We start from the raw sequence: 20,862 nt of genomic DNA, 5'->3' as shown, positions 1-20,862 counted from the left end.
CGGGTGCCATTCGAAATGGAGTGATTTCTGCGCGAAGCGCAGGCGAGGCGAATGACAACTTATTGAAGTTCAGTTACTGAAACCTGCCGGTCCGTTTGCGGCCCACAATCGGTCACACCCCGGCTGGAAACTTCCTGACATCTAGCCCTATCCGCACAAGGCGGCTCAGTAATACATCGATGATCCGCAGGTCAGCGCAGATCCGCCGGGAATTTCTTCGACCCCGATCCCGGCGCTCACTTCATCCTCGCTTGAGAATTTGCGGAATTCGCCAATCGCTGGGAGCTGAAACCCAAGTCCATTGAGCGCTGTGCGGAGCTTGGCGGGCGGCTCTAAGAAGCGGATCTGCATTTCCCAAAAGCTCGACTCCTCCATAAAGCGGTAGCGGATTTTGCTGACGTGAAAGCCGTGCCAGAGGCCGTTGGTCGGCAGGGTGGCTTCGACATCTCGAACATCCATGCCGGGCTCGGCATTGCGGTTGCGCGAGAACGTCGGAGTCAGCTGTGCCGCGAAGCCTGGCACGGTGACTGCCGGCCCCTGCGATGCGGCATAGGTGGTCTGGTCGAGCCGAACCATGTGGGTGAACAGCTTCTTGGTGGCCGGAGTCATGTCGCAGCCGACGGGAGACTTGAACGCCAGGATCGTATCGAGGGTCGGCAAGGCTGTTAGGGTCGGCGTCGCGCTAGGAGCCGGCGCTGGCTCAGGTGCCGCCAATTCATCGGGCGTAGCGACTGCGCTTGCGGGGGGCGCCACAGGACTTGGCTGCTGGCGTTGCACCGCCCAGAACACAAGCACGACAACTCCGACAAAGATGCCGGCAGGCACCAGCCATTTCGGCGGGAAGCGCTGCGGCTCGACAATCCCGGCCGAGGATCGCACTGGCTGAGGTGGCGGCGGCCGGTACGCCCCGCCGCTCGGTGCGGAATCAAACTCAGCCCGGGCCTCTGCATCACCGATTAGGCGGTACGCTTCGAGAATATCGGCGGTCCGCTGTCGTGCATCGGCGCCGTGGTACTGGTCGGGATGGTATTTCTTGAGGCAGGCGCGATATGCCGCCTGGATCACGAAATCGGGCGCATCGCGCGTGACCCCCAGCGTTGCATAGGGGTCGAACTCAACCATGTTTTACGTCCCCCTCTTCGTGACGGGTATGACGATACGCGAGCGCGCTTAGATTTTATAGGTTCAGGGCATCTCAGGCGACGAACTGCCGCTCTTCTCTAGCTGGACCCCGATGCGCAAACTTCCTGAACACAGAGCAATGGCAGTAATAGGGCATCTTGCCGACTAAAGCAGACAGGCAACTGTCGGCCCACTTCCTGCCGTTCGATCCATCGCCCGAGCATGGCCGCCTTGGCCGATTGCGGACTGGCGGATTCTAGCCAGTGCATTGCAAAACGAGAGGCCGCTGCTGTCACAAAAATGTTCGCCGCGGCCAGCTTTTTACGAGGGGCCGGCCGCCGACTAGAACGGTTGCAGCTCCTTCAATCTGCGGGGGGCGGGCTAAGTGCCGGCCCCGAATCTTTCGCAAAGTCTACGTTCCTCGGCTGGAAACTGACAATCGGCAGGGGCGGGATCTGCGCACCCGCTTGTGCTACGAGAGATGCGGTCAACGCTCGGAAATATGGATATGCCGCCAACCTTCCGACTCGGTCGATGAAGAGCTCGGCGGTATCCTGTGCACATCCGCCTTCGACGAGATAACTTACAAAATATTTGGCGCTCACATGAATCATGCGTTGTCGCTTCTGTCGTGATGACATTTCGAAACGAATGAATCCATGAAGCACGCCTTCGGGCGTCACCACCACCTCGTCGACATGCGATCGTACCTCGCGTTTGAGGTTGGTATGCGTGATCGCAAGTGCTTGCGGCTTCATGTCGAAGCGCGATTCGGTCATCAGAATACCGCGCAACGTGGTGCGGCCGATCATCGCATTGTAGGTCTTGGCATCTGTTGTCGGAATTTTGCTCGACATCTTCCAGGTTCCTCAAGCCTTACGGAGCAAGGCGGGGGCTGCATCTATCCACTCACGATTGCGCGGCGTCTTGAACGGGGAGCTGCCATCGAGGTCGCTGACGAGATGCCCCTGAACGACCGTGAAATTCGCAACATCCTCAGCGAGAACCTCCCAGTTCCCGTCCGCCTCTTCCTCTGGTTCTTGTGAGGGACGATTGCCTGTCAGACGCTCGAATTCCCGCCGGGAAATGAGTACGGGAGTTTCATCCAGCTGATGAAAAACACGTGCTATCGTTCTGATGGTCAGGTTGGACGCTTCGTCTCCGAACATTTGGCTGACCCGAGCCTCGCTCACTCCCAGCCTTTTCGAAAGATCGCGGTATCGCAGCTTCTTCTCGTTGAGGAGCTTCTGGATTTCCACTTGAGCCAGAAGGAGAAAGCGCTCTTCGGCCAAGCGCCCTTCGCAGTCGAGCCGATCTAGATCCTGGATCTTTGCCACGGTTCAATTCCTCTCGGTTGCGGTAAAACTAAGGGGTAGATGCGCCTGACGGCCATCCGGCTCCCGTCGGCGTGAAGGTTTTGGAGAAGGGGGAGCGCCCGGCGGGTCCTGCTCGATCGCCGTCACGAAGAACATCTGCTGCTCGGATTGCGGCGCTGCGCGACCCCGGACGACCACGCCGCGTGCCTCGAACGCGCCTTGGCGAGCAGCGCCCTCCAAGCCTGGATCCGGTGACAGCCAGCGAAATGCGCCACGCGGGAGATTGGCTTCACCATAGTCGCAGAAATGATCGAGAATCGCGAGCAGGCGGACCCTTGCGTCGGGACATATCTGGTCCGAAAATTTCGCCCACTCCGTATCGCACATGGCAACGCCCCAGCGCTGCCCATTGATTCGCGCCAGGGACATTTCAGTTGCGACACGCTGTTCGCGACGCCCCATTGCCTGGCCCTTCCTCGACTTAAGATAGTCCTTAAGTTCCGGACGGTCCATCGCATTTTTCCCGCGATGGTTACCCAAATCGCAAGGTTGCGAAACTGAGGAAAGTTGAATATATATGTTAAGCAGAGAGGGGGATTTTGCAAGGTTTTGGGAAAGGAAGTCGATGAGTTGGTCACGTCAGCGAGCTGAGGCCCGCATCCGGAAATTTCAGGAAAATGCACCGCAGATCAGCGTCCAGCGCTATGCGGACGAATATCTGCCGCTCCTGGAAGCAAAGCGCCTGTCGGCTCGAGCTCGAGGCGACCATGCAGGTGCGGAAGCTCCACCTCTGTTCGATCTGCCCAACGGGGCGGCCGTCCTTGTCGATACGGTTCAGCTCTATGTGCGGGCACTCAATTATGACGAGGTCCGTCTGGAGGACGGCCGCGAAACTCCCGGCAGCCATGCCAAGGGCCTCGCCTTTCTCCATATGCTCTATGGCGCCGGCGACCGCGTTGTCGAACATGCCGGCGGGCAGCGCGTCGATCATCACGGTGCTCGTATGCACGCCGTCGTGATCGAACCGCGCGGCGACGCGAGCCTCGGCGAGCGGGTTGCCGCGGCGATCGGGCTCGCCGAGGAGATTATAGGGCTGGCGGGCGCAGCGGGTCAGGAATTCCTGCGCGATCTTAATCTGCGGCCTCGTTTCCGTATCGGCATCGATATTGGACCTTGCGTCGCGATCAATAGCGGGCGGAGCGACGAGCGTGAGCCGATGTTCATCGGTTCGGCGGCCAATCATGCAGCGAAGCTCGCCCAAGGCAAAGAAGAGGGAATTTTCCTTTCGGATCGTGTGCGGGCAGCCTTCGGGATGCGCCGCGCGACGACGCTGATGGAAGAGCGCTCGATCGCAGCCAACGGCTTTGAGCTGGCTCGCTTGCGTGCAGGAAGCAGCGCTGTGCGCGACATTACCGAACTCACGCGTGGTCGGCTGGAAAAGTGGCGGGAAGATCTGCGCGGCAGCGGTTCAGCGGTGCTGTCACCCGGCGCCTTCGGCTTCCATCATCACACGCCACCTCTTCGCTCGATCGACTATGCGGTACTCGCGCCTGCAAATTCGATCCGCATGCCGCTGGTCTCAATCTTTGCCGATCTGGACCGCTACACCGCCTATATCGATGCCTGCATGGCCTCCGGGCGCCTGGCAGAGGCGGTGCGCCTTCTCCATATCCTGCGCTCCGAGTTCAACGCAGTGCTTCAGGAGGATTTCTCGGGTCGAAAGGTTCGTTTCATCGGAGATTCCATCCATGGGCTGATTGCCGATGGCACGGCGCGCCACACCGACGAGGCACAGTCCGTCACCCTTGCGGCGCGCTGCGCGGGAGCGCTTCGTTCGTCGTTTAAGCTCTGTCAGCTGCTGGTTCCGGGCGCGAGCAAGCTGGGGCTGGCGATCGGGTTCGAGTTGGGCTGGACGCCTATTTCACGGATCGGCATTCGCGGCGATCGCGCAGTCCGCACGGCATCCAGCCTCGCGGTCCGCGCGTCGGAGCAGTGCCAGCGTGACTGCGGGGCGACTGAAACCAAGATCGGCCCGACCGCCTATGCGCAGGCCACCCCGGCTGTGCGGCGCCTTTTCCAGTCCGGACAGGTGGCGGATGACCTCGTCTTTGATGATGTCGAAACCCAGGTGAACGCCCGGAAGGTCGCAGCTTCGGTCGCGGGAGCCGGCGCAGCAATTTCTGCACCGGCGATCGCCACTACCCCCGCGCGGGCCTATGTCGAGTAATAAGGATCCTCTCTTCAGGCTCGCACCTGATTGGGCCACCCTTCTTGCCTCTGGCGATAGTTGGTCGGACTGGATAGCGGCGCCGCCGCTTCCGAGCGGAGAGCGCGTGGCCGCATTCGTGCTGACGATCCGGGAGGAGGACGGTTTCCTGATCGTCGGCGAGCGTACACCGGGCGACCGTCTGCCCGCTGCATGTCCCGAACTTCACATCAATCCTGGCGGAAGCTTCTGTATCGGCCGATGGTCGTTTCGGGTCCGCGAGGCTCGGCAAGTCGCGGCGTTCTGGCAAAGCCTGGGTGAGTATCTGGTGAACCAGCACCATGCCGGCCGCCGCGGGTTTTGGCCTGGTGGCCGATGGCTGTCTCACGGGGCAGTGGCAGCCGACGCGCAGCTCGAGGCGGAAAAGGCGGCGGAGGAAGCGGGGATTGGCGAGGAATATTCCGCTTGGCTTGAGACCGGCGAGGGATGGCTCGGTCGGATGCCGCCGGTAGATCCGACCACCGGCCGCCTGCACCTGCGGGGCATCAGCTGCCCACGTGGCTGCGAGGATGCGAATGGGCTCCCGATGCCGCTACGCGCTTGTCAGCATCGCGCGACGATGGTGCGATTGATCGAGGCGGAAGCGCTTCGTCGCGGCGGGGAGGCGCGCTTCTTCAATGCACTGCGATCGCAGGGTGCGGCGTGCTGCGGGCGTATGGCGGGTTGTCCCCTGGCGGCGAAGGAGGCTGCGTGATGGAAGCGATCGAGCGCTTCCGGGACCGCGCTGCCCGGATCGACGCGGTGCGCAAGCAGCGAATCCTGGGCAACAGCAAGGCTGTTGCTACTGCGTTGGTCGATGCGGGCGAACTTGTATCGTTTCCGGCTGGCGCCGAGATCATCGTCCAAGGCGCCAACGACAGCGATGCCTATTTCCTGCTGTCTGGAAAAATCGATCTCTGGATTAACGGGATGGACATTTCCTATGGCCGCGGTGCCGGGGAAGTCGTCGGCGAATTTGCTGCGATCAATTCAGCGCTTCCGCGCACCTCGACCGTGATCGCGGCGACCGAGGTCGTCGCGCTGAAATGCAGTTCTTCCGCGCTTCGCGACGCGGCCAAAGGCGAACCTGAGATATGGGAGCTGCTGGCGATCGAACTCACCACTAAGATCGAGCAGCGCAATCGCTTCATCAACGCGGCGAACGACAAACCCAGCATTTTCATGATCGCGGCCGAGGACCGAATTCCGGTAGCCGAGGAAATCCGGCTCGCCCTGAGCGTGGACTTCCCCGATACGCAGCTTTGGAGCGACGAGGATCTGGCTCCGCCGGGGAGCTACGAACTCGACCGCTTGCGGCAAAAAGCCGCGATGGCCGATTTTGCAATCGTCCTCGCCCATCCCGCGGATCTTTGGCGATCCAGTGCGCAAGACGGCGGACCCGGTGTTTCGATACTTTTCGAGCTGGGCTTTCTTATGTCCGCTCTGGGGCGTCACCGGACCGTGCTGCTCATCTGCGAGGGCGAGCGCGCCGACCTTCCTGAGGAGTTCAAGGGTCTCAAGCCGTTAACCTATCCGGCGACGAGGGCGGATGTCACGGGCAAGTCGCTTTATGGACCCGTAGTCCGCCAGTTGCGAAATTACATCATCGAGAAGAAGGTCCGCTCGCGCCTTCAGAGGGAAGATTGAGCGGAACATGACGGCGATGCGGGGAGGGGAATAATGCGAACTTATTTGATCCTTCAAAGGGCTGCACGGCCCCGCAGCGGGGATATTATGACCCGCGGAGTCGAAGCACTCGGAGACGGCGGCGCGCGACCGACTCTGGCGGTAGAACGCCTTGCCGACGCGGCGGTGGCCGAAATCTCACGAACGCCGGGAACTTCGATCACCCCGGTAATGCCGACCAGGCTTATCAAGCCAATGGCAGCCGAGGGGGCGGATGGAGACAATTGGGGTATCGCCGCAGTGGGAGCGGACCGCTCGCCATTCGACGGAAGCGGCGTGCGCGTCGCGGTTCTGGATACCGGCATCGATGCTGGCCACCCAGCCTTCGCCCATGTGCAGTTGGAGCAGCGCGATTTTAGCGGCAGCGGTGACGGTGATCGCCAGGGTCACGGCACGCACTGCGCCGGCACCATCTTCGGGCACATTGAGGGCCACAGGATCGGCGTAGCGCCTGGGATCTCCAAAGCATTGATCGGCAAGGTTCTTGGCGATGACGGTCGTGGCAGTTCCGAAATGGTGTTCAATGCCCTGCATTGGTCGATCGAGCAGCGAGTGCATGTGATCAGCATGTCGCTCGGGTTCGATTTCCCCGGCATGGTTGAGGAATACGTCGCCGACGGCTGGCCGCCGGCATTGGCGACCTCGGTCGCGCTGGAGGCCTATCGCGGCAATTTGCGGATGTTCGACGCGATCATGGGCGAGGTCCGTGCCCGAGGCGCCTTTGGCACTTCGCCAATCGTCGTCGCGGCTGCCGGGAACGAAAGCAAGCGGCAGGACGACCCCAATTACAGGATCGCCGCGGCGCTCCCCGCTGCAGCCGACGATGTGATTTCCGTCGCAGCACTCAGGCAGAGTGGGGAGAGACTGGCGGTCGCCGATTTTTCCAACACCCTGGCGGTACTCTCAGCCCCCGGCCAGGCAATTCTATCTGCCCGGTCGGGAGGCGGATTGACCGCGCTGAGCGGCACGTCGATGGCGTGCCCGCACGTCGCGGGCATCGCGGCCTTGTGGTGGCAAAAGCTGGGGCCAAATTCTAAAAGTTCAGCGGTCGCGGCGCGCCTTCGCGCGTCCTGCAGGATGGAGGGACTGGTTGCCCCCGCTGATCCGGCCGATGTGGGTGAGGGGCTTGTCCAAGCTCCAAGCGGCGAGGCCTAGTCCCCATGAGAATATTGTACGTCGCGAGCAATCCCGAGGGAGCCGATACCCTCCAGGTGGAGAAGGAGATCAACCTCCTTCAAGAAAAGCTCGACCTAGCGGCAACCTCCGAAGCCATTGATCTTCGCACCTATAGCTATCTCTCCATTGATAGCTTGCCGGATGTGATCGCGCGTATCTCGCCGGATATCCTGCACTTCGCGGCGCACGGACAGGACGATACGATCGTCCTCGCGCACGCGGAACGGGGCCATGTCGCCCTAGACGGAGACATGCTTTCGAGGTTGCTGGCCGCTTTGAGCGTGCGGCCTAAGCTTGTTGTCATCAATGCGTGCAACTCCAACGCTATGGCCCGCAAGCTTGCCGGCAGCGCTGACTTCGTCATCGGGACTAATGCCGCGATATCTAATGTTGGCGCTCGTACGATGACCGCTACCCTATACGGCCGCCTTGCCAATGCAGCGTCGCTTCAGGGCGCGTTTGATGCCGCCGCGACGATGCTCGATTTGGTTGACGAGGGCGCCGTCGCAGCAGAGCTCCATTCGGCGCCCGGACAAAAAGCGTCGCACACCCGCCTGGTCGATCCCTTGCGTATCGTGGCGCGCTTCCCCTTGATCGACAAGTGGCTCGAATATGGCCACCAGGAACCCCAGAAAAATTTCACCGTCGAGCGCCCGAAAATCCAGTTCGGTTTCGCCGGCACGCCGCCCTCGACGCGGCAGGCACAGTTTTTCACGGATGATGGTTCGCTCCGGCCTTCGAAGGGACAAAGCCTCGCCGACGCACGGAGCTGGCTGCTGGAGGCGCATCCGGCCCAGGGCGAGATCTGGATTGAGCCTTGCTTTACCTATTACGGGACGATGCGCTGGTATGGCTCGGTCGTCACAGCCGAGCACAAGATCCTTTCGGCAAGCTCGGACACGGTAGCGGCATTGGAGCGCTATTATTTCGAGGAAGAGTGGCAGGGGCCGCTGCCTGCCGCAATCGCGGAGGTGGTTCGTGACGCCGTGTCCAGCCTTGCTCTCAATGACGGTTCGCGGCGGTCCCGGGGCATGGCGAAAATGGATCTGGGGGTTGTGCTGGCCGCCGATTGATTGGTCTTGAGCAAACAGTCCTGGCCGAGATTAATGAAAAAGGGCGCCCTGTTGCCAGGGCGCCCTCCCATCAAGTCAACCGAAGTGAGAGAAAAGCCACCCGACCAGCCAGAGGGGCAGCGAAAGCCCCAAGGCCAGGCGGAACTTCTTCCCGCTTGGCTGGCTGGTCTCGATGGCGAGGGTGAGCGTCATATGGCTCGCCTCCGTATCGTGCGGGGCCTCTTGATGAGCCGTACACCCACAGTCAGACCAGCGTCGGGGACAATTTTGGGATTTAAGCAGCCCCCTTGGAATATCCCCACGCCACGGCTGCAGCGCCGCAATTGACTGATAGATCGAACGAAATCAAGTCGCTGAGATGGAGCGCTTGCGGTCGTCAAATTGCATCAGTCCAGAATGGATGACTGGCCATGAAGTGAGGTAAGGTTTGAGAATCTCAAAATTTCTCAAGAATGCGCGGTCGATGTTCCATCCTGCGTGCGCGCTTAGTTGCCCACCCGGCTGACGTCTGCTCGCTAGCGGCGCTTTCCTATTAACATTAGATCATCTTGCGCGGCGACGACAGCGGCTTCGTCGGTCAGCGCCTTGCGGCTAAAGGGCTCGCGGCCAAGAAAGCGTGCCGCCAAAGTGCGCAAGCGTCGGGAGATACGACTCGTCGCGACGGAATCTGAGATTCCTCCAGCGTATTCAACGCCGGCCCTGACAGGTATGATGTTTCGCGAGGAAAGGCACTGGTCTCCATGTGGTCCAATATCTCAGTACACAAACGGCAAAAATGGCAATTCCAAAGCGAGCGTAATGGTATTGCGTGGAACAATTTGACACAATCTAAGAAGAAATATAATTTACCTGAGACTCGATCCAGCAATACGAAAACAGGTCCGGGTCATGATTTTGGCATAGTCGGAATTTCTAGTTTAGTTTTCTAATATTAAATCAGATATTTACTTAAAATTATCGAGTTCTCTTCTGGCACCATTTTCCAGTCAGCTGGCGTCCCCAGGCGTCCAGCAACGGACTGAGAAATAAGCGCTTTTCCTGCTACTTTGTCCGACGCTGTTCGGGTGCGGCGCATTTATCCATACGCCTCGCGCGGCAAACTCGCTACATTTAAATGGCACTATGGCGGCTGATAAGCTGAAATCAATGTGACGAACCGCGCTCGCTAAGCTTCTCCATTAGGGCGAAATGCGGCGATTGGAGATCTCACTGCAGGGAAACGTGATGATGATCCCCTTGGCGCGCCACAGGCGCAGGCCCCAGGCAGCCGTTACAATGTGACTGCAATGGCGTTGGAGCTGTCTGGAAAGTCAAATCGCTCGATCTCATCAAGGAGGTCGCTGACCGAGACAAATATGTATTCGAGCAGCATGATATCCTCCCCTTCGACCAGCGTCTTTTCGGTGATGATATTCATCGGCGTGGCATGCAGCAGGCGGCTCGTGAAGCGGTAGAGGTAATCATACTGATCGACCATGCCGACCCGCTCGGCCTGCTCGCGCCAGTTCCATCTCTTGCGCGGCAGAGCCGCGATGCCGGCAGCGGCGTCGCGCAACTCCCTATTTTCGAGGTCCGCAATATGGCCGAGCACAAGATCCAGCATTTCCTGACGATCCGGGATCGCCTTCGTGCGGATCAGGTGGGCCTGCCAGCCATACGAGTTCACTTTGGCAGCCGCGGCGAAAAGAGCGAAGCCACGACGTGCCTTGGCATCTAGAGCGTCTGCCAATTGGCGATGTCGCTCGCTGGCCGCCTTCATGCTGGCGTCGGAGCGGGGCTTTTCTTTTATGGCGTCCTCAAAGGCGGCGTGCGTGTTGGCACTATCCAAAGCCGCAAATTCATCGAATAGCTCGGCTTCCGCCGCCATTTTGGCGATGAGCTGCTCAAGATCATTTTTGTGCTGATCGAGAAATTCCCGATAGAATACCACGCCATAACGAGAGTCGATGTTGAACAGGCGCAGCCAGATTAGGTTCTCGAAGAGATTCCGCGCGATCGCTAGGAGTTCGAAGATCTCGTACACTCCATCGCGCGTCAGCAAATGCTCCAGCTTGTCGAGCGTCCCGGCTTGGGCATGGAGGATCCATTGCACGCCCAGGTCGAAATCCTTTCCCGTCGCTCCTTTCCTGACGTCGATGAAAAACTGCTCGCCGTGAATTGATGCGATTGCCTTGGCATGGCGGCTCGTGATTGTCGCGCGAATCTCCGCGATCAAATCAGACGCTGATCGCAACTGCAGGGTATTCGGCAAATCAGGCACAACTATCTCCACATGCGTGTCCCGGACAGGAGCCCTGTGTAAATCATAGTTTCCCAGTGCTTGCTTTATGTACAGCGCCGCGAAATTACAGGGAAAGGCGAACGAGCCGAGCTTCCTCAAAAGATCGCTCCACTTTCCAATATCGAGCCCGAGCCGCGAGCCAACTCGGCGAATAGATGCCCTTCGCGTAACGCTCACTGCCATTCCAAGCGAGCGTAAAGATTCTACCCTCACCGCCACGAGGCCGCATCGCCGGACCGAGCAACAAGGCGCCGATGATATTCGGTCCCGTCGATGGGCCATAAGCGCGGCCGACACGATCCCGCAGCCAAAGCGCGTCGGCTGCCGAGGCGATATCCGGCAGCACCAACTGTGCGGCGACTTCCTCTCCAGCTGATCGTCCGCAGATACCCGTGAACATTGGCAGTATTCCGGGTGACGGGGCCATCACCGTGCTTGTGCAATTCAATGCGACCCGCGTTTCCGCTGGTCTGCCATTGAGCCCGGTGCGCCCGAGACGCGTAGGTACGAGATTGCGTCGGCTTCGAAAAGTAGTAACTAACGGAAAGCTGAGGATGGGTATGGACAAATCGCCTCACCGTGACTATAATTTTTGCCGTCGGACCTTAGTAAGTTAGAAGAAAGCGGGGCTTGAATCCATTATATCAGTAATTCGAGTTTCTATCTTTGGTGGTATATCCGCAACGATTTGGTATATCCGAAACGATTTTGCAGTATTGTTTTTCATGAGAATTGCTTGCCGAAAATGATTTGATTCTCTTCTGGCACCAGCTACGGCATTGAAAATGCTCGGGGCTCGTCGGAAAGGCGATCCCCGGAGAGCTTTTGCTACGACAAACGGCTATGGGAAAATCGCCCATCTTCGAGTGGAAAATCCCGGAAAACCGTCCTTGCTGAAGGCTGCGTTTGCTACGCTAATCTGCTCCGGGATTTGCCCGTGGCGTGCTTTGGCGCGGGTAGAAACTCTACTATCGCCGCGCCGTCCCGGCGGGGGCGATGGCTGCCTTCAGGATCCGGCCGAGCCAGCTGAATGGCAGAAGCTGGGAGCGTAGCTGCCGCTTCCACCCACCACATCGTCAAGAATACGATGTCGAGATGGGCGCGGCCGGATCGGGGGGGGGGCGTATCTCATTCAGGCGGGCTTTGGCTGGGCCAATGGCGTCACGTTGGAGCTGCTGGCCACGCTGGGGCGCGTCGGCATCAAGCCCGGCATCGCCTTCTCTGCCGGCACGCCGATCGGGACTGCGCGCCCGGGGCCCAGGGCGCTAAGCATTTCATCGCGCCAGCTCGCGGGCGATGGCCGCGAGCAGCCGGTCGGGCGGGGTTGGCTTGTACAGGACTTCCATATCCTCCCGCGCGGCCTCCGCGATCCGTTCCGGATGGGTTTCGCCGGTGATCAGGAGCGCCCCGACCCGGCGGCCGATCTGGGCGCGCAGCTGCCGGACGGCGTCGGCGCCATTCTCTCCGGCACGAAGGCGCAGGTCGCAGATCGCCAGGTCAGGCGCCTGTTTCCTCGCGCTGGCGAGCCCCTGCGCGATGGTCTCGACAGTATCCACCGAATAGCCGGTGCGGCGCAGCAGGGTGCCGAGCCCGGCACGGATGATCTCGTCGTCCTCGATGACGAGGATATGCGCGGAGGGCGTGGTCGCATCTCCGTCGCTCGCCTCTCGCGCCGGTCCGGTATGCGTGTCGGCAGGTCGCGCGGATGCCAGGGGCAGGTCGAAGCGGAACACGCTGCCGCGCCCCTCGGTGGAGGTCAGCGTAACCTCGGTGCCGATCCGCCGCGCCAGGCGTCGCGCGATGGCCAGGCCCAGCCCCAGGCCCTTCCGGCGGTCACGCTCTGGATTGCCGAGCTGGACGAAGTCGCTGAAGATCGCCTCGTGCTGGTCGGCGGGGATGCCCCTGCCGCTGTCCCACACTTCCACCACGATCCGCGCGCCGCGCCGGCGACATCCGATCAGCACGCCGCCCTTGGTCGTGTAGCGTATCGCGTTGCTGACTAGGTTGAGCAGGATCATCTTGACCAGGCCCGGATCGGCTTCGACCAGCGCCTCGCAGTCGCGCGTGCGGTAGAAGAGCTTCTTCTCGTCGGCGGTGATGCCGATTTCCTCTTCGATCTGGCGCAGCGCCGCGTTGATCGGAAAGACCTGGGGCCGCGGCACGATCACGCCCGCCTCGGCGCGCGAGAAATCGAGCAGCGCATCGAGCATCTCGCTCGACGCGCGGAGTGCCGACTTGGCGAGCCCGAGCGTCTCGCGCTGTGCCGCGCTCAGCCGCGATCCCTCGAGCAGCGCCAGGAACATGCCGAGCGCGTGGATCGGCTGGCGCAGATCGTGGCTGGCGGCGGCAAGGAAGGTCGATTTGGCGGCATCGGCCGCCTCGGCACTCCGCACTTCCTGTTCCAGCCGGCGTACCAGCCGGGCATTGGTGAAGCGCAGCAGGATCGATTGGCGATAGGATTCGCCGGCGATCCGCGTGTTCATGAAGATGCCGGCGCCGAAGACGATGCTGAGCAGCGGCGCGTAGAGGACATAGGGATCGTCGACCCCGGCCGTGCGGAGATAGACGAACGCCATCAGCTCGACCAGGGCGAAGGTGGCGATATAGGCGGCGTGGACGCGCGGCAGCGCGCCATAGGTGGTGACGCCGCCGCTCACCGCGCCGGCCAGGATGACCATCACGAACGGCACTTCTCCCGGCGTCGCGTGCGCAGCGACCAGCCAGAGCAGGCTCGCCCAGCCCGCGGCGTGGGGCATCTGGCTCAGGATCAGCCGGCGCGCCATGGCCTCGGGATTGCGTTCGATGCTGGCTTCCGAGAAGAACCAGCGCATCTCGGCAAAGGTCGCGAGCTTGAGCGCGACCTGCACCGCCAGCCAGACCAGGATCGGCCAGCCCTGATCGTGCAGCACCGCGGCGACGAGGATCGACAGGAACAGCATCGTCCAGCCGGCGCGGCCGACGGCACGGTAGACGAGGCGCACCTGCTCGATGCGCACTGCACGTTCGGAGATCAGCTCATCGGGAATCGCCGGCTCGGCACGGCTCACAGGATGCCGGCCTTCTGGGCCTCGAACACCGCCTGGGCCCGGCTGGACACGTGCAGCAGCTTGAGGATCAGCTGGACGTGCCCGCGCACGGTGAATTCGGAAATGCCCAGCCGGTTGGCGATCGCCTTGTTCGAATGGCCCTCGCGCAGATGGCGCAGCACCTCGAGCTGGCGGCCGGTGAGGGGCGCGTCCGTGGCTGGCTGCGCCTCCGGGTGCGAGCGTGCGATACCCCGCGAATGCGGCGCAAGCGCGCGGATCGCTCCGATCAGGCGTTCGGGCGCCTCCGACTTGAGGATGGCGAGATCGCCGCCGGCCGCCAGCGCACGCGCGATCTCCGCTTCGTCCTGGACCGAGGTGACGACGATGATCCGGCTGCCCGGCCAGCGCAGCTTCAGCAGCGGGATCGCGTCATGCCCGCCGATCCCGGCCAGATGCAGGTCGAGCAGGATGATTTCGGGCGCGGCGGTCAGCGTTTCCAGCGCCTGGCCGAGCGAGGCGAACGAAGCGAAGTTCACGCCGCCGAACGCCCCCTTGACGATCAGCTCGATGCCGGTTCGGAACAGGCCATGATCGTCGATGGAAAGGATCGTGAAGGGCATGACGGTCTACCGGACTTCGCGTTGGCCAGGGCCAGGAAGGAAAGCGCGGGCGCCGGAAGCGGGCCGAGCGGCGATGCCTGTTTCATAATCGACCAAAATCGCGCCGTCAGCAGTCAGTATTGACCGTTCTGACCGGCCGACGGTCAACCTGTAGCGTTGCGCGGTCGAAACCATTCCGGCTCCTAGCCGGCCATGGGGAAGAGCAGGGGAATCGCGGCGCGCGTCGCCGGCATCGTCATGGGACAATCGCGCCGCGGCGTCGTTTCGGCCGCCTTGGTGCTGCTTGCCGCGCTTCCATCGACGAACGCCTGGGCATCCGCAGCTTGCACCGCGATCAACTCGGGCACGTACAACAGGAGCTTCTCGCGGGAGTCCTGGAGCAACACCACGGTCTATGATCAAACCGCGGGCGATATCGTCAAATACAGCTGGACCTCCACGAAGAGCGCCGTCCCAGTTTTGGGGATGCAGGGGGTATCTCTGGTCAACGGCACCGTTCAAAGCGGATCCGGGAGCTACAAGGTCACCGATGCCGAGCTTACGCTGGGCTATGGCAACAGCGGCACCGGCTCCAATGCCGGCACGGCAAGCTTTACCTTCACCTGCATCCCGATCCCGACGATCACCTCGCTGAACGCTGCCACCGGCCCGGCCTCTGGCGGCACGACCGTCACGGTCACGGGCGCCGATTTCGTCAGCGGCGCCACGGTGCTGGTCGATGGTGTGCCCGCGAGCAACGTCACCATCCTCAGCAAGACGTCGCTGAGCTTCGTCACGCCGCCCCATGCCGCGGCGGCGGTCAATCTGCAGATCACCAATGCCGGCGGAACCACCGCCACGATGTCCAACGCCTTCACCTATTATGTGTCGTCTACCTCCACGATCAGCGCGCTGTCGGCGACTGCGGGACCGGCTGCCGGGGGAACCAGCGTGACGGCAGCGGGAAGCGGTTTCGTCGTCGGCAATACCGGCATCAACATCGGCGGCACGATCATTCCCGCGGCCAATGTGACCGTCAACAGCTCCACCTCGCTGAGCTTTGTCACGCCCGCCCACGCGGCGGGCAATGTCACGGTGATGGCCGTGCTGCCGGACGGCATGACCGATCCGGTGGCGGGCGGTTTCACCTATCTCGCCGTTCCGACCGCGACGAACCTGACGCCGACCTTCGGGCCGCCCGCGGGCGGCACGACGGTATTCGTGGTCGGGAGCGGCTTCCTGGCCGGCAACACCGGCGTGACGATCGGCGGAAACGCGATTCCGGCGAGCAGCGTGGCTGTCACCAGTGGCACCTTCCTGAGCTTCGTCACGCCCGCCCACGCTGTGGGCAATGTCCCCGTGACGGTCACCACCCCGGGCGGGACGAGCGGGGCGCCGTCCAGCGGCTTCACCTATGCCGGGGTGCCGACGGCGGCGTCGCTGACGCCGGGTGCCGGGCCCGTCGCGGGCAATACGCCGGTGACGGTGACCGGCACCAATTTCGTCGCCGGCAAGACGAGCGTGACGATCGGCGGCACCGCCGTCCCGGCCGCCAGCGTGACCGTCGCCAGCGACACCACGCTGACCTTCAACACGCCGGCGCACGCGGCGGGCACGGTCGCGGTGACGGTCGCAAACCCCGCGGGGACGAGCAGCGCGGTGCCCGGTGGGTACGTCTATGCCGGAGTGCCGACGGCGAGCGCGATGTCGGCATATGGCGGTCCCGCGGCGGGCAATACCGCGGTGACGGTGACCGGCACCAATTTCGTCGCCGGCAGTACCAGCGTGACGATCGGCGGCACCGTCGTCCCTGCCAGCAGCGTGACCGTTGCCAGCGCCACCGCGCTGACCTTCACCACGCCCGCCCATGCCGCAGGCAGCAATCTCGCGGTGACGATCACCACCCCAGGCGGCACGAGCGGCGCGATACCCAATGGCTATACCTATGCCGCGGTGCCGGTGGTGACCGCGGTCTCGCCGAATGCGGGCCCGATCGCCGGCGGCGGCATGGTGACGATCAGCGGTTCCGGCTTCGCCGGCGCCACGCCGACCTTCGCAGTCAAGTTCGGCGGCACGAACGCATTCCCCTATTATGTCGACAGCGACACCCAGATCAGGGCGGAGGTGCCGGGGCGCGCCACAGGTACGGTCGATGTCACTGTCAGGACGCCCTATGGCGGCACCAGCACGCCTTCGGCGGCCGACGTGTACAGCTATGCCGCGGCGCCGGTGGCAGGCGCCTTCACCCTCCAGGTCCCGGCGGGCGTGCCGACGCCGATCGGCCTGTCCGACGCGATTACCGGCGGCAGCCATACCAGCATCGAGGTCACCACCCAGCCGACCCACGGCACCGTCAGCATCGCCGGCGACCTGGCGGCCTACACGCCCGACGCGGGGTTCACCGGCGGCGACAGTTTTGCCTACAAGGCCATCGGCATCGGCGGCACTTCGTCCCCGGCGACCGTGAGCCTGACCGTCCAGCCGGTCGGCCAGGCGATCAGCTTCGCCGCACTGGCCGACGCATCGCTCTCCGCCTCGCCGCTGACGCTGACGGCGACCGCGAGTTCGGGCCAGCCGGTGCGCTTCACGTCGGCCACCACCGCCATCTGCACCGTGGCCGGCGACACGCTGACCCTGCTCCAGACCGGCACCTGCACGATCGACGCCGATCAGGCCGGCGGCGGCATCTGGACGGCGGCGGCGACCGTGTCGCGCAGCTTCACCGTCACCCCCGCGAACCTGGCGATCACTACCGCTGCCGCCTCCGGCGCGAGCGTGGGTGCGAGCTACAGCCAGGCCAATACCGCTACAGGCGGTGTCGCGCCCTATTCCTATGCGCTCGCCGTCCCCGGCTCGCTTCCGCCTGGAACGGCGTTCGACCCTGCATCCGGCAAGGTCTCGGGCACGCCGACCATGGCAGGCAATTTCAGTTATGCCGTCTCAGCGTCCGACAGCCAGACCCCGGCCGTCTCCGCACTCGGCACGGTCAACGTCACGATTGCCAAGGGCGACCAGACGATCGGCTTCACCTCGATCGCTCCGAGCGCAGCGGTGGGCGGCGCGCCCTATGTCGTGGGTGCCACCGCGAGTTCGGGGCTGGCGGTGGTCTATGCGCTCGACGGCACCAGCACCGGCTGCGCACTTTCCGGCACGACGGTCAGCTTCACCGGCACCGGTACTTGCCGGATCGATGCCAGCCAGCCCGGCGATGCCAATTGGAACGCCGCGGCGCAGATCCAGCAGAGCATCACCATCGGCACGGGGCACGCCATTACCGCCGCGGCGGGCTTCACGCCTTCCTCGCTGGCCGCCGGCGCAACCGGTACGATGACGATCCGCTTCAGCAACCCCAATGCGGCGGACAGCCCGCCGGTCACCGCGGTGCTCAACGTGCCCGCGCTCGTCACCCGTGCCAATGGCGCCCCGGGCGGCAGCTGCGCGATCGGATCGACGGCCGCTCCCATCGCGTCGGTCGTCCAGTTCAACGACGTGATCGTGCCCACGGGCGGCTGCACCATCACGCTCGACTATATCGGCGTCACCCCGGGCGCGGCCTCGGGCTTCACGCTCAGCCTGTCCACGCCCAGCGGCTACACGCAAAGCTCGGCGACGGGCAGCGGCGGCTTTGCGGTAGTGCCGAGCGTGACCGGCATATCGCCCGGCTCGGGCCCGGTCAGCCAGGTCGTGACGATCTCGGGGACTGGCTTCAGCGCCGTGCCTGGCGACAACCTCGTCCGCTTCGGCGCGGCGGCGGGCGTCGTCACTGCCGCGAGCCCGACCGCGCTCACCGTCACCGCGCCGGCCACTGGCTCGGGTGCCGCGTCGGTCAGCGTGACGGTAAACGGCCAGGTCAGCACGGGCGGCACCACCTACACCTTCATCGACAAGCCGGCCGCCGCCGACAGGAGCGACGTGGCGGTGCCCTTTGGCGGTACCGGCGCGGCGATCGACCTGTCGGGCGCCATTACCGGCGGGCCGCATGGCTCGATCGCGGTCGGCACCGCGCCCGTGCACGGCACCGTGACCATCGCAGGCGATGTCGTGACCTACACGCCGGCGGCCGCCTATTACGGCGTCGACAGCTTCACCTATGTCGCGACTGGCCCGGGCGGCAGTTCGGCACCCGCCACGGTGACGCTGAACATTGCCGTCCCGCCCGCTCCGACCGCCGCCGACAAGGCGGGCGTGGCCGTGGCCTATGACAGTCCCGGCACCGCGATCGACCTGTCGAGCCTGGTCGGCGGCATGCATTCGAGCATCGCGATCGGCACCGCACCGGCGCACGGCACGGCGAGCGTGGCGGGGGATGTCGTGACCTATGTCCCGACTGCCGGCTATTTCGGCGCGGACAGCTTCACCTGGACGGCGATCGGGCCCGGCGGCACGTCCGCGGCGGCAACGGTGGGCCTGAGCGTGGCGACGCCGCCCGCGCCGATCGCGGCACCCGGCACGGGCTCGGTCGATGGACGCACCACCACCGCGGGCACGAGCGTCAGCATCGATCTGTCGACGCTGGTCACGGGCGTGTACGACACGATCCAGATCGCTACGCAGCCGGCACATGGCGTGGTCACCCTTGGCGCCCCTGCGGCGGCCGCGAGCGCGCGGGCCCGGCTTGCCGCCGCGCCCTTTGTCGCCATCTACACGCCGGCGGTGAACTTCGCGGGCACCGACAGCTTCACCTTCATCGCCAGCGGTCCGGGCGGGAACTCGGCGCCGGGAACCGTCACGATCGCCGTGGTCGGCCAGGTGCCGGTGGCGGCGCCCAAGATCGCCAAGACGGGCGATGGCCAGGCGATGTCAGTGGTGCTGACCGACGGCGCCGTTGGCGGGCCTTTCACCGGCGCCGCGGTGGTCAGCCTCACGCCCGCGGGCGCGGCGACCACCGCGATCGCCGCGACGGGGAGTGGCGGCTATCGCCTCGACGTCACGCCGAACAATCGCTTCGGCGGCACGATCGTGGTGACCTATACGCTGAGCAACGTCTTCGGCGCCTCGCTGCCCTCGACGGTGACGTTGACGGTCGAGGCGCGGCCCGATCCGCGCGGCGATCCCAATGTTGCGGCGATCAGCGATGCCCAGGCCGAGGCGGCGCGCCGCTTCGCGCGGGCGCAGGTCTCCAACTTCATGCGGCGCAACGAGCAGCTCCACAATGGCGGCGGGCAGGCGGGGCTTGCGATGGGGGTGACGCTCGGCGCGCGCGACGCGACCACCGCGATGCAGCGCCCCGACGACAAGAATTGGGGCTTGGCGATCACCGAGCGGATGCGCATGTCGGGCGAAGATCCGGCGCTCGGCCAGTTCGCCAACAATCCCGGCTCGCCCTTCTCGCGCGGAGACACGCTGGGCAACGGCCGGATGTTCGCGCGCGATCCGCACGCGGTCGGTGCTTCGGGCGCTGCTCGCCAGACGGACAAGTACCGGGCGGCGGGCGAGGATGAGGCGGACGGCACGCGCCGGATCGGCTCGGTGGCGACCTGGGCCGGTGGCGCGATCGATATCGGCACGCGCGATGCGACCACCGATCGCACCAAGGTCACCGCGACCACCGCGGGCCTCAGCGCGGGTGCCGACGTCAAGCTGGCCGGGAACCTGCTCGTCGGCCTGGGCGGCGGCTATGGCAATGACCTGAGCCGGATCGGATCGGCGGCGCAGGTGCGCGGCAAGAGCACGATCTACGCCGCCTATGCCAGCCTGCAGCCGGGCAGGAGCATGTTCCTCGACGGCATGGTCGGCCGCGGCCAGCTGGACTTCACCACCCGGCGCATCGCCGCGGCGGTGGACAGCCTCGCCCGGGGCAAGCGCGGCGGCAGCTATACGGTGGCGGCGGTCTCGCTCGGGATCGACCGTTCCGGCGGCGCGCTGCAATGGTCGCTCTATGGCCGCGGCGAATATCTGGGCGCCGATCTCGACGCCTATGCCGAGGCGGGAGCCAGCCGCTACGATCTGCGCTTCGATGCGCGCGCGGTGCAATCGCTCACCGGCGCGATCGGCGGCACGGTCCAGCTTCGCCGGAAGACGGGTTTCGGTTCGGTCACGCCGCGCGTCCGTGCCGAGTGGAGCCACGAATTTGCCGATGTCGACGCGCAGTGGCTCGACTATGCCGATATCCCGGGCGCGGCGATCTATGCGCTCTCGGGCAATGGCTGGAAGCGCGAGCAGATGCAGCTCAGCCTTGGTGCCCGGTTCGATATCCTGAGCGGCGGCTGGTCGTTCGACGCCGAGACCGGCCTGCGCGCGGGGGAGGGGGAGAAGGCCGGCACGCTGCAGCTCCGGCTCTCCAAGTCGTTCTGAAACGAAGCGGGCCGGCGCCGAGCGAGGCGCCGGCCGCTCGCTGG

14 protein-coding genes are annotated in these 20,862 nt (G+C 64.0%); 6 read left to right on the top strand and 8 right to left on the bottom strand.

The annotated features are described in order from the left end of the window. Window positions 1-165: 165 nt before the first annotated feature. The 4 genes from ABLE38_RS04840 to ABLE38_RS04825 form a co-directional block, all read right to left on the bottom strand. The gene (locus tag ABLE38_RS04840; RefSeq protein ID WP_348973025.1) at window positions 166-1,122 is read right to left on the bottom strand and encodes a DnaJ domain-containing protein; all 957 of its coding nucleotides are present in this window, start codon (window positions 1,120-1,122) and stop codon (window positions 166-168) included. A 362-nt stretch (window positions 1,123-1,484) separates the two neighbouring features. Next, window positions 1,485-1,979, bottom strand: a complete 495-nt coding sequence (locus tag ABLE38_RS04835; RefSeq protein ID WP_348973024.1) for a hypothetical protein — start codon at window positions 1,977-1,979, stop codon at window positions 1,485-1,487. 12 nt (window positions 1,980-1,991) lie between these two features. Next, window positions 1,992-2,459: a helix-turn-helix transcriptional regulator gene (locus ABLE38_RS04830; RefSeq protein ID WP_348973023.1), complete on the bottom strand. Its 468-nt coding sequence runs from the start codon at window positions 2,457-2,459 to the stop codon at window positions 1,992-1,994. Between the two features lie 3 nt (window positions 2,460-2,462). Next, the gene (locus tag ABLE38_RS04825) at window positions 2,463-2,951 is read right to left on the bottom strand and encodes a hypothetical protein (RefSeq protein WP_348973022.1); all 489 of its coding nucleotides are present in this window, start codon (window positions 2,949-2,951) and stop codon (window positions 2,463-2,465) included. A 112-nt stretch (window positions 2,952-3,063) separates the two neighbouring features. Here ABLE38_RS04825 and ABLE38_RS04820 point away from each other — a divergent pair, with 112 nt between their 5' ends. The 5 genes from ABLE38_RS04820 to ABLE38_RS04800 all read left to right on the top strand — a co-directional run bounded on the left by ABLE38_RS04820 (window position 3,064) and on the right by ABLE38_RS04800 (window position 8,618). Beyond that, window positions 3,064-4,665, top strand: coding sequence for a hypothetical protein (locus ABLE38_RS04820; protein ID WP_348973021.1), 1,602 nt, complete (start codon window positions 3,064-3,066; stop codon window positions 4,663-4,665). A 106-nt stretch (window positions 4,666-4,771) separates the two neighbouring features. Continuing rightward, on the top strand, window positions 4,772-5,398 hold the full coding sequence (locus ABLE38_RS04815) for an E2 domain-containing protein (RefSeq protein WP_348973020.1): 627 nt from the start codon (window positions 4,772-4,774) through the stop codon (window positions 5,396-5,398). After that, on the top strand, window positions 5,398-6,330 hold the full coding sequence (locus ABLE38_RS04810) for a TIR domain-containing protein (protein WP_348973019.1): 933 nt from the start codon (window positions 5,398-5,400) through the stop codon (window positions 6,328-6,330). Before ABLE38_RS04815 ends, ABLE38_RS04810 begins: the two co-directional genes overlap by 1 nt. 33 nt (window positions 6,331-6,363) lie before the next feature. Then, the gene (locus ABLE38_RS04805) at window positions 6,364-7,524 is read left to right on the top strand and encodes a S8 family serine peptidase (protein WP_348973018.1); all 1,161 of its coding nucleotides are present in this window, start codon (window positions 6,364-6,366) and stop codon (window positions 7,522-7,524) included. A 56-nt stretch (window positions 7,525-7,580) separates the two neighbouring features. After that, a complete protein-coding gene (locus tag ABLE38_RS04800) occupies window positions 7,581-8,618 on the top strand; it encodes a CHAT domain-containing protein (protein ID WP_348973017.1) in 1,038 nt (345 codons plus the stop codon). Window positions 8,619-9,888: 1,270 nt separating this feature from the next. Here the strand turns inward: ABLE38_RS04800 and ABLE38_RS04795 are convergent. The 4 genes from ABLE38_RS04795 to ABLE38_RS04780 form a co-directional block, all read right to left on the bottom strand. Then, entirely contained in the window at window positions 9,889-10,998 is a 1,110-nt protein-coding gene (locus ABLE38_RS04795; RefSeq protein ID WP_348973016.1) for a hypothetical protein, read from the bottom strand. Window positions 10,999-12,173: 1,175 nt separating this feature from the next. Further along, window positions 12,174-13,946, bottom strand: coding sequence for a hybrid sensor histidine kinase/response regulator (locus ABLE38_RS04790; protein ID WP_348973015.1), 1,773 nt, complete (start codon window positions 13,944-13,946; stop codon window positions 12,174-12,176). Further along, on the bottom strand, window positions 13,943-14,545 hold the full coding sequence (locus tag ABLE38_RS04785) for a response regulator transcription factor (RefSeq protein ID WP_348973014.1): 603 nt from the start codon (window positions 14,543-14,545) through the stop codon (window positions 13,943-13,945). Before ABLE38_RS04785 ends, ABLE38_RS04790 begins: the two co-directional genes overlap by 4 nt. A gap of 182 nt (window positions 14,546-14,727) precedes the next feature. Then, window positions 14,728-14,928 carry a hypothetical protein gene (locus ABLE38_RS04780; protein WP_348973013.1) on the bottom strand — a complete coding sequence of 67 codons (201 nt, stop codon included), beginning with the start codon at window positions 14,926-14,928 and terminating at the stop codon, window positions 14,728-14,730. Window positions 14,929-15,010: 82 nt separating this feature from the next. Here ABLE38_RS04780 and ABLE38_RS04775 point away from each other — a divergent pair, with 82 nt between their 5' ends. Then, complete coding sequence (locus tag ABLE38_RS04775) at window positions 15,011-20,818, top strand: IPT/TIG domain-containing protein (protein WP_348973012.1); 5,808 nt, start codon at window positions 15,011-15,013, stop codon at window positions 20,816-20,818. The last annotated feature ends 44 nt before the right edge of the window (window positions 20,819-20,862 follow it).

The organism is Sphingomonas sp. KR3-1 (genome assembly GCF_040049295.1).
In the GTDB taxonomy this organism is placed as follows: Bacteria; Pseudomonadota; Alphaproteobacteria; order Sphingomonadales; family Sphingomonadaceae; genus Sphingomonas.
The sequence above is the reverse complement of the archived record's forward strand: the minus strand, read 5'-3'. Positions and strand labels throughout refer to the sequence as shown.

Bases quoted from the DNA above. Each gene is read 5' to 3' on its own strand.
- ABLE38_RS04775 (WP_348973012.1), top strand. From the start codon at position 15,011: ATGCAGGGGGTATCTCTGGTCAACGGCACCGTTCAAAGCGGATCCGGG.
- ABLE38_RS04820 (WP_348973021.1), top strand. From the start codon at position 3,064: ATGAGTTGGTCACGTCAGCGAGCTGAGGCCCGCATCCGGAAATTTCAG.
- ABLE38_RS04840 (WP_348973025.1), bottom strand. From the start codon at position 1,122: ATGGTTGAGTTCGACCCCTATGCAACGCTGGGGGTCACGCGCGATGCG.
- ABLE38_RS04785 (WP_348973014.1), bottom strand. From the start codon at position 14,545: ATGCCCTTCACGATCCTTTCCATCGACGATCATGGCCTGTTCCGAACC.
- ABLE38_RS04825 (WP_348973022.1), bottom strand. From the start codon at position 2,951: ATGGACCGTCCGGAACTTAAGGACTATCTTAAGTCGAGGAAGGGCCAG.
- ABLE38_RS04835 (WP_348973024.1), bottom strand. From the start codon at position 1,979: ATGTCGAGCAAAATTCCGACAACAGATGCCAAGACCTACAATGCGATG.
- ABLE38_RS04805 (WP_348973018.1), top strand. From the start codon at position 6,364: ATGCGAACTTATTTGATCCTTCAAAGGGCTGCACGGCCCCGCAGCGGG.
- ABLE38_RS04810 (WP_348973019.1), top strand. From the start codon at position 5,398: ATGGAAGCGATCGAGCGCTTCCGGGACCGCGCTGCCCGGATCGACGCG.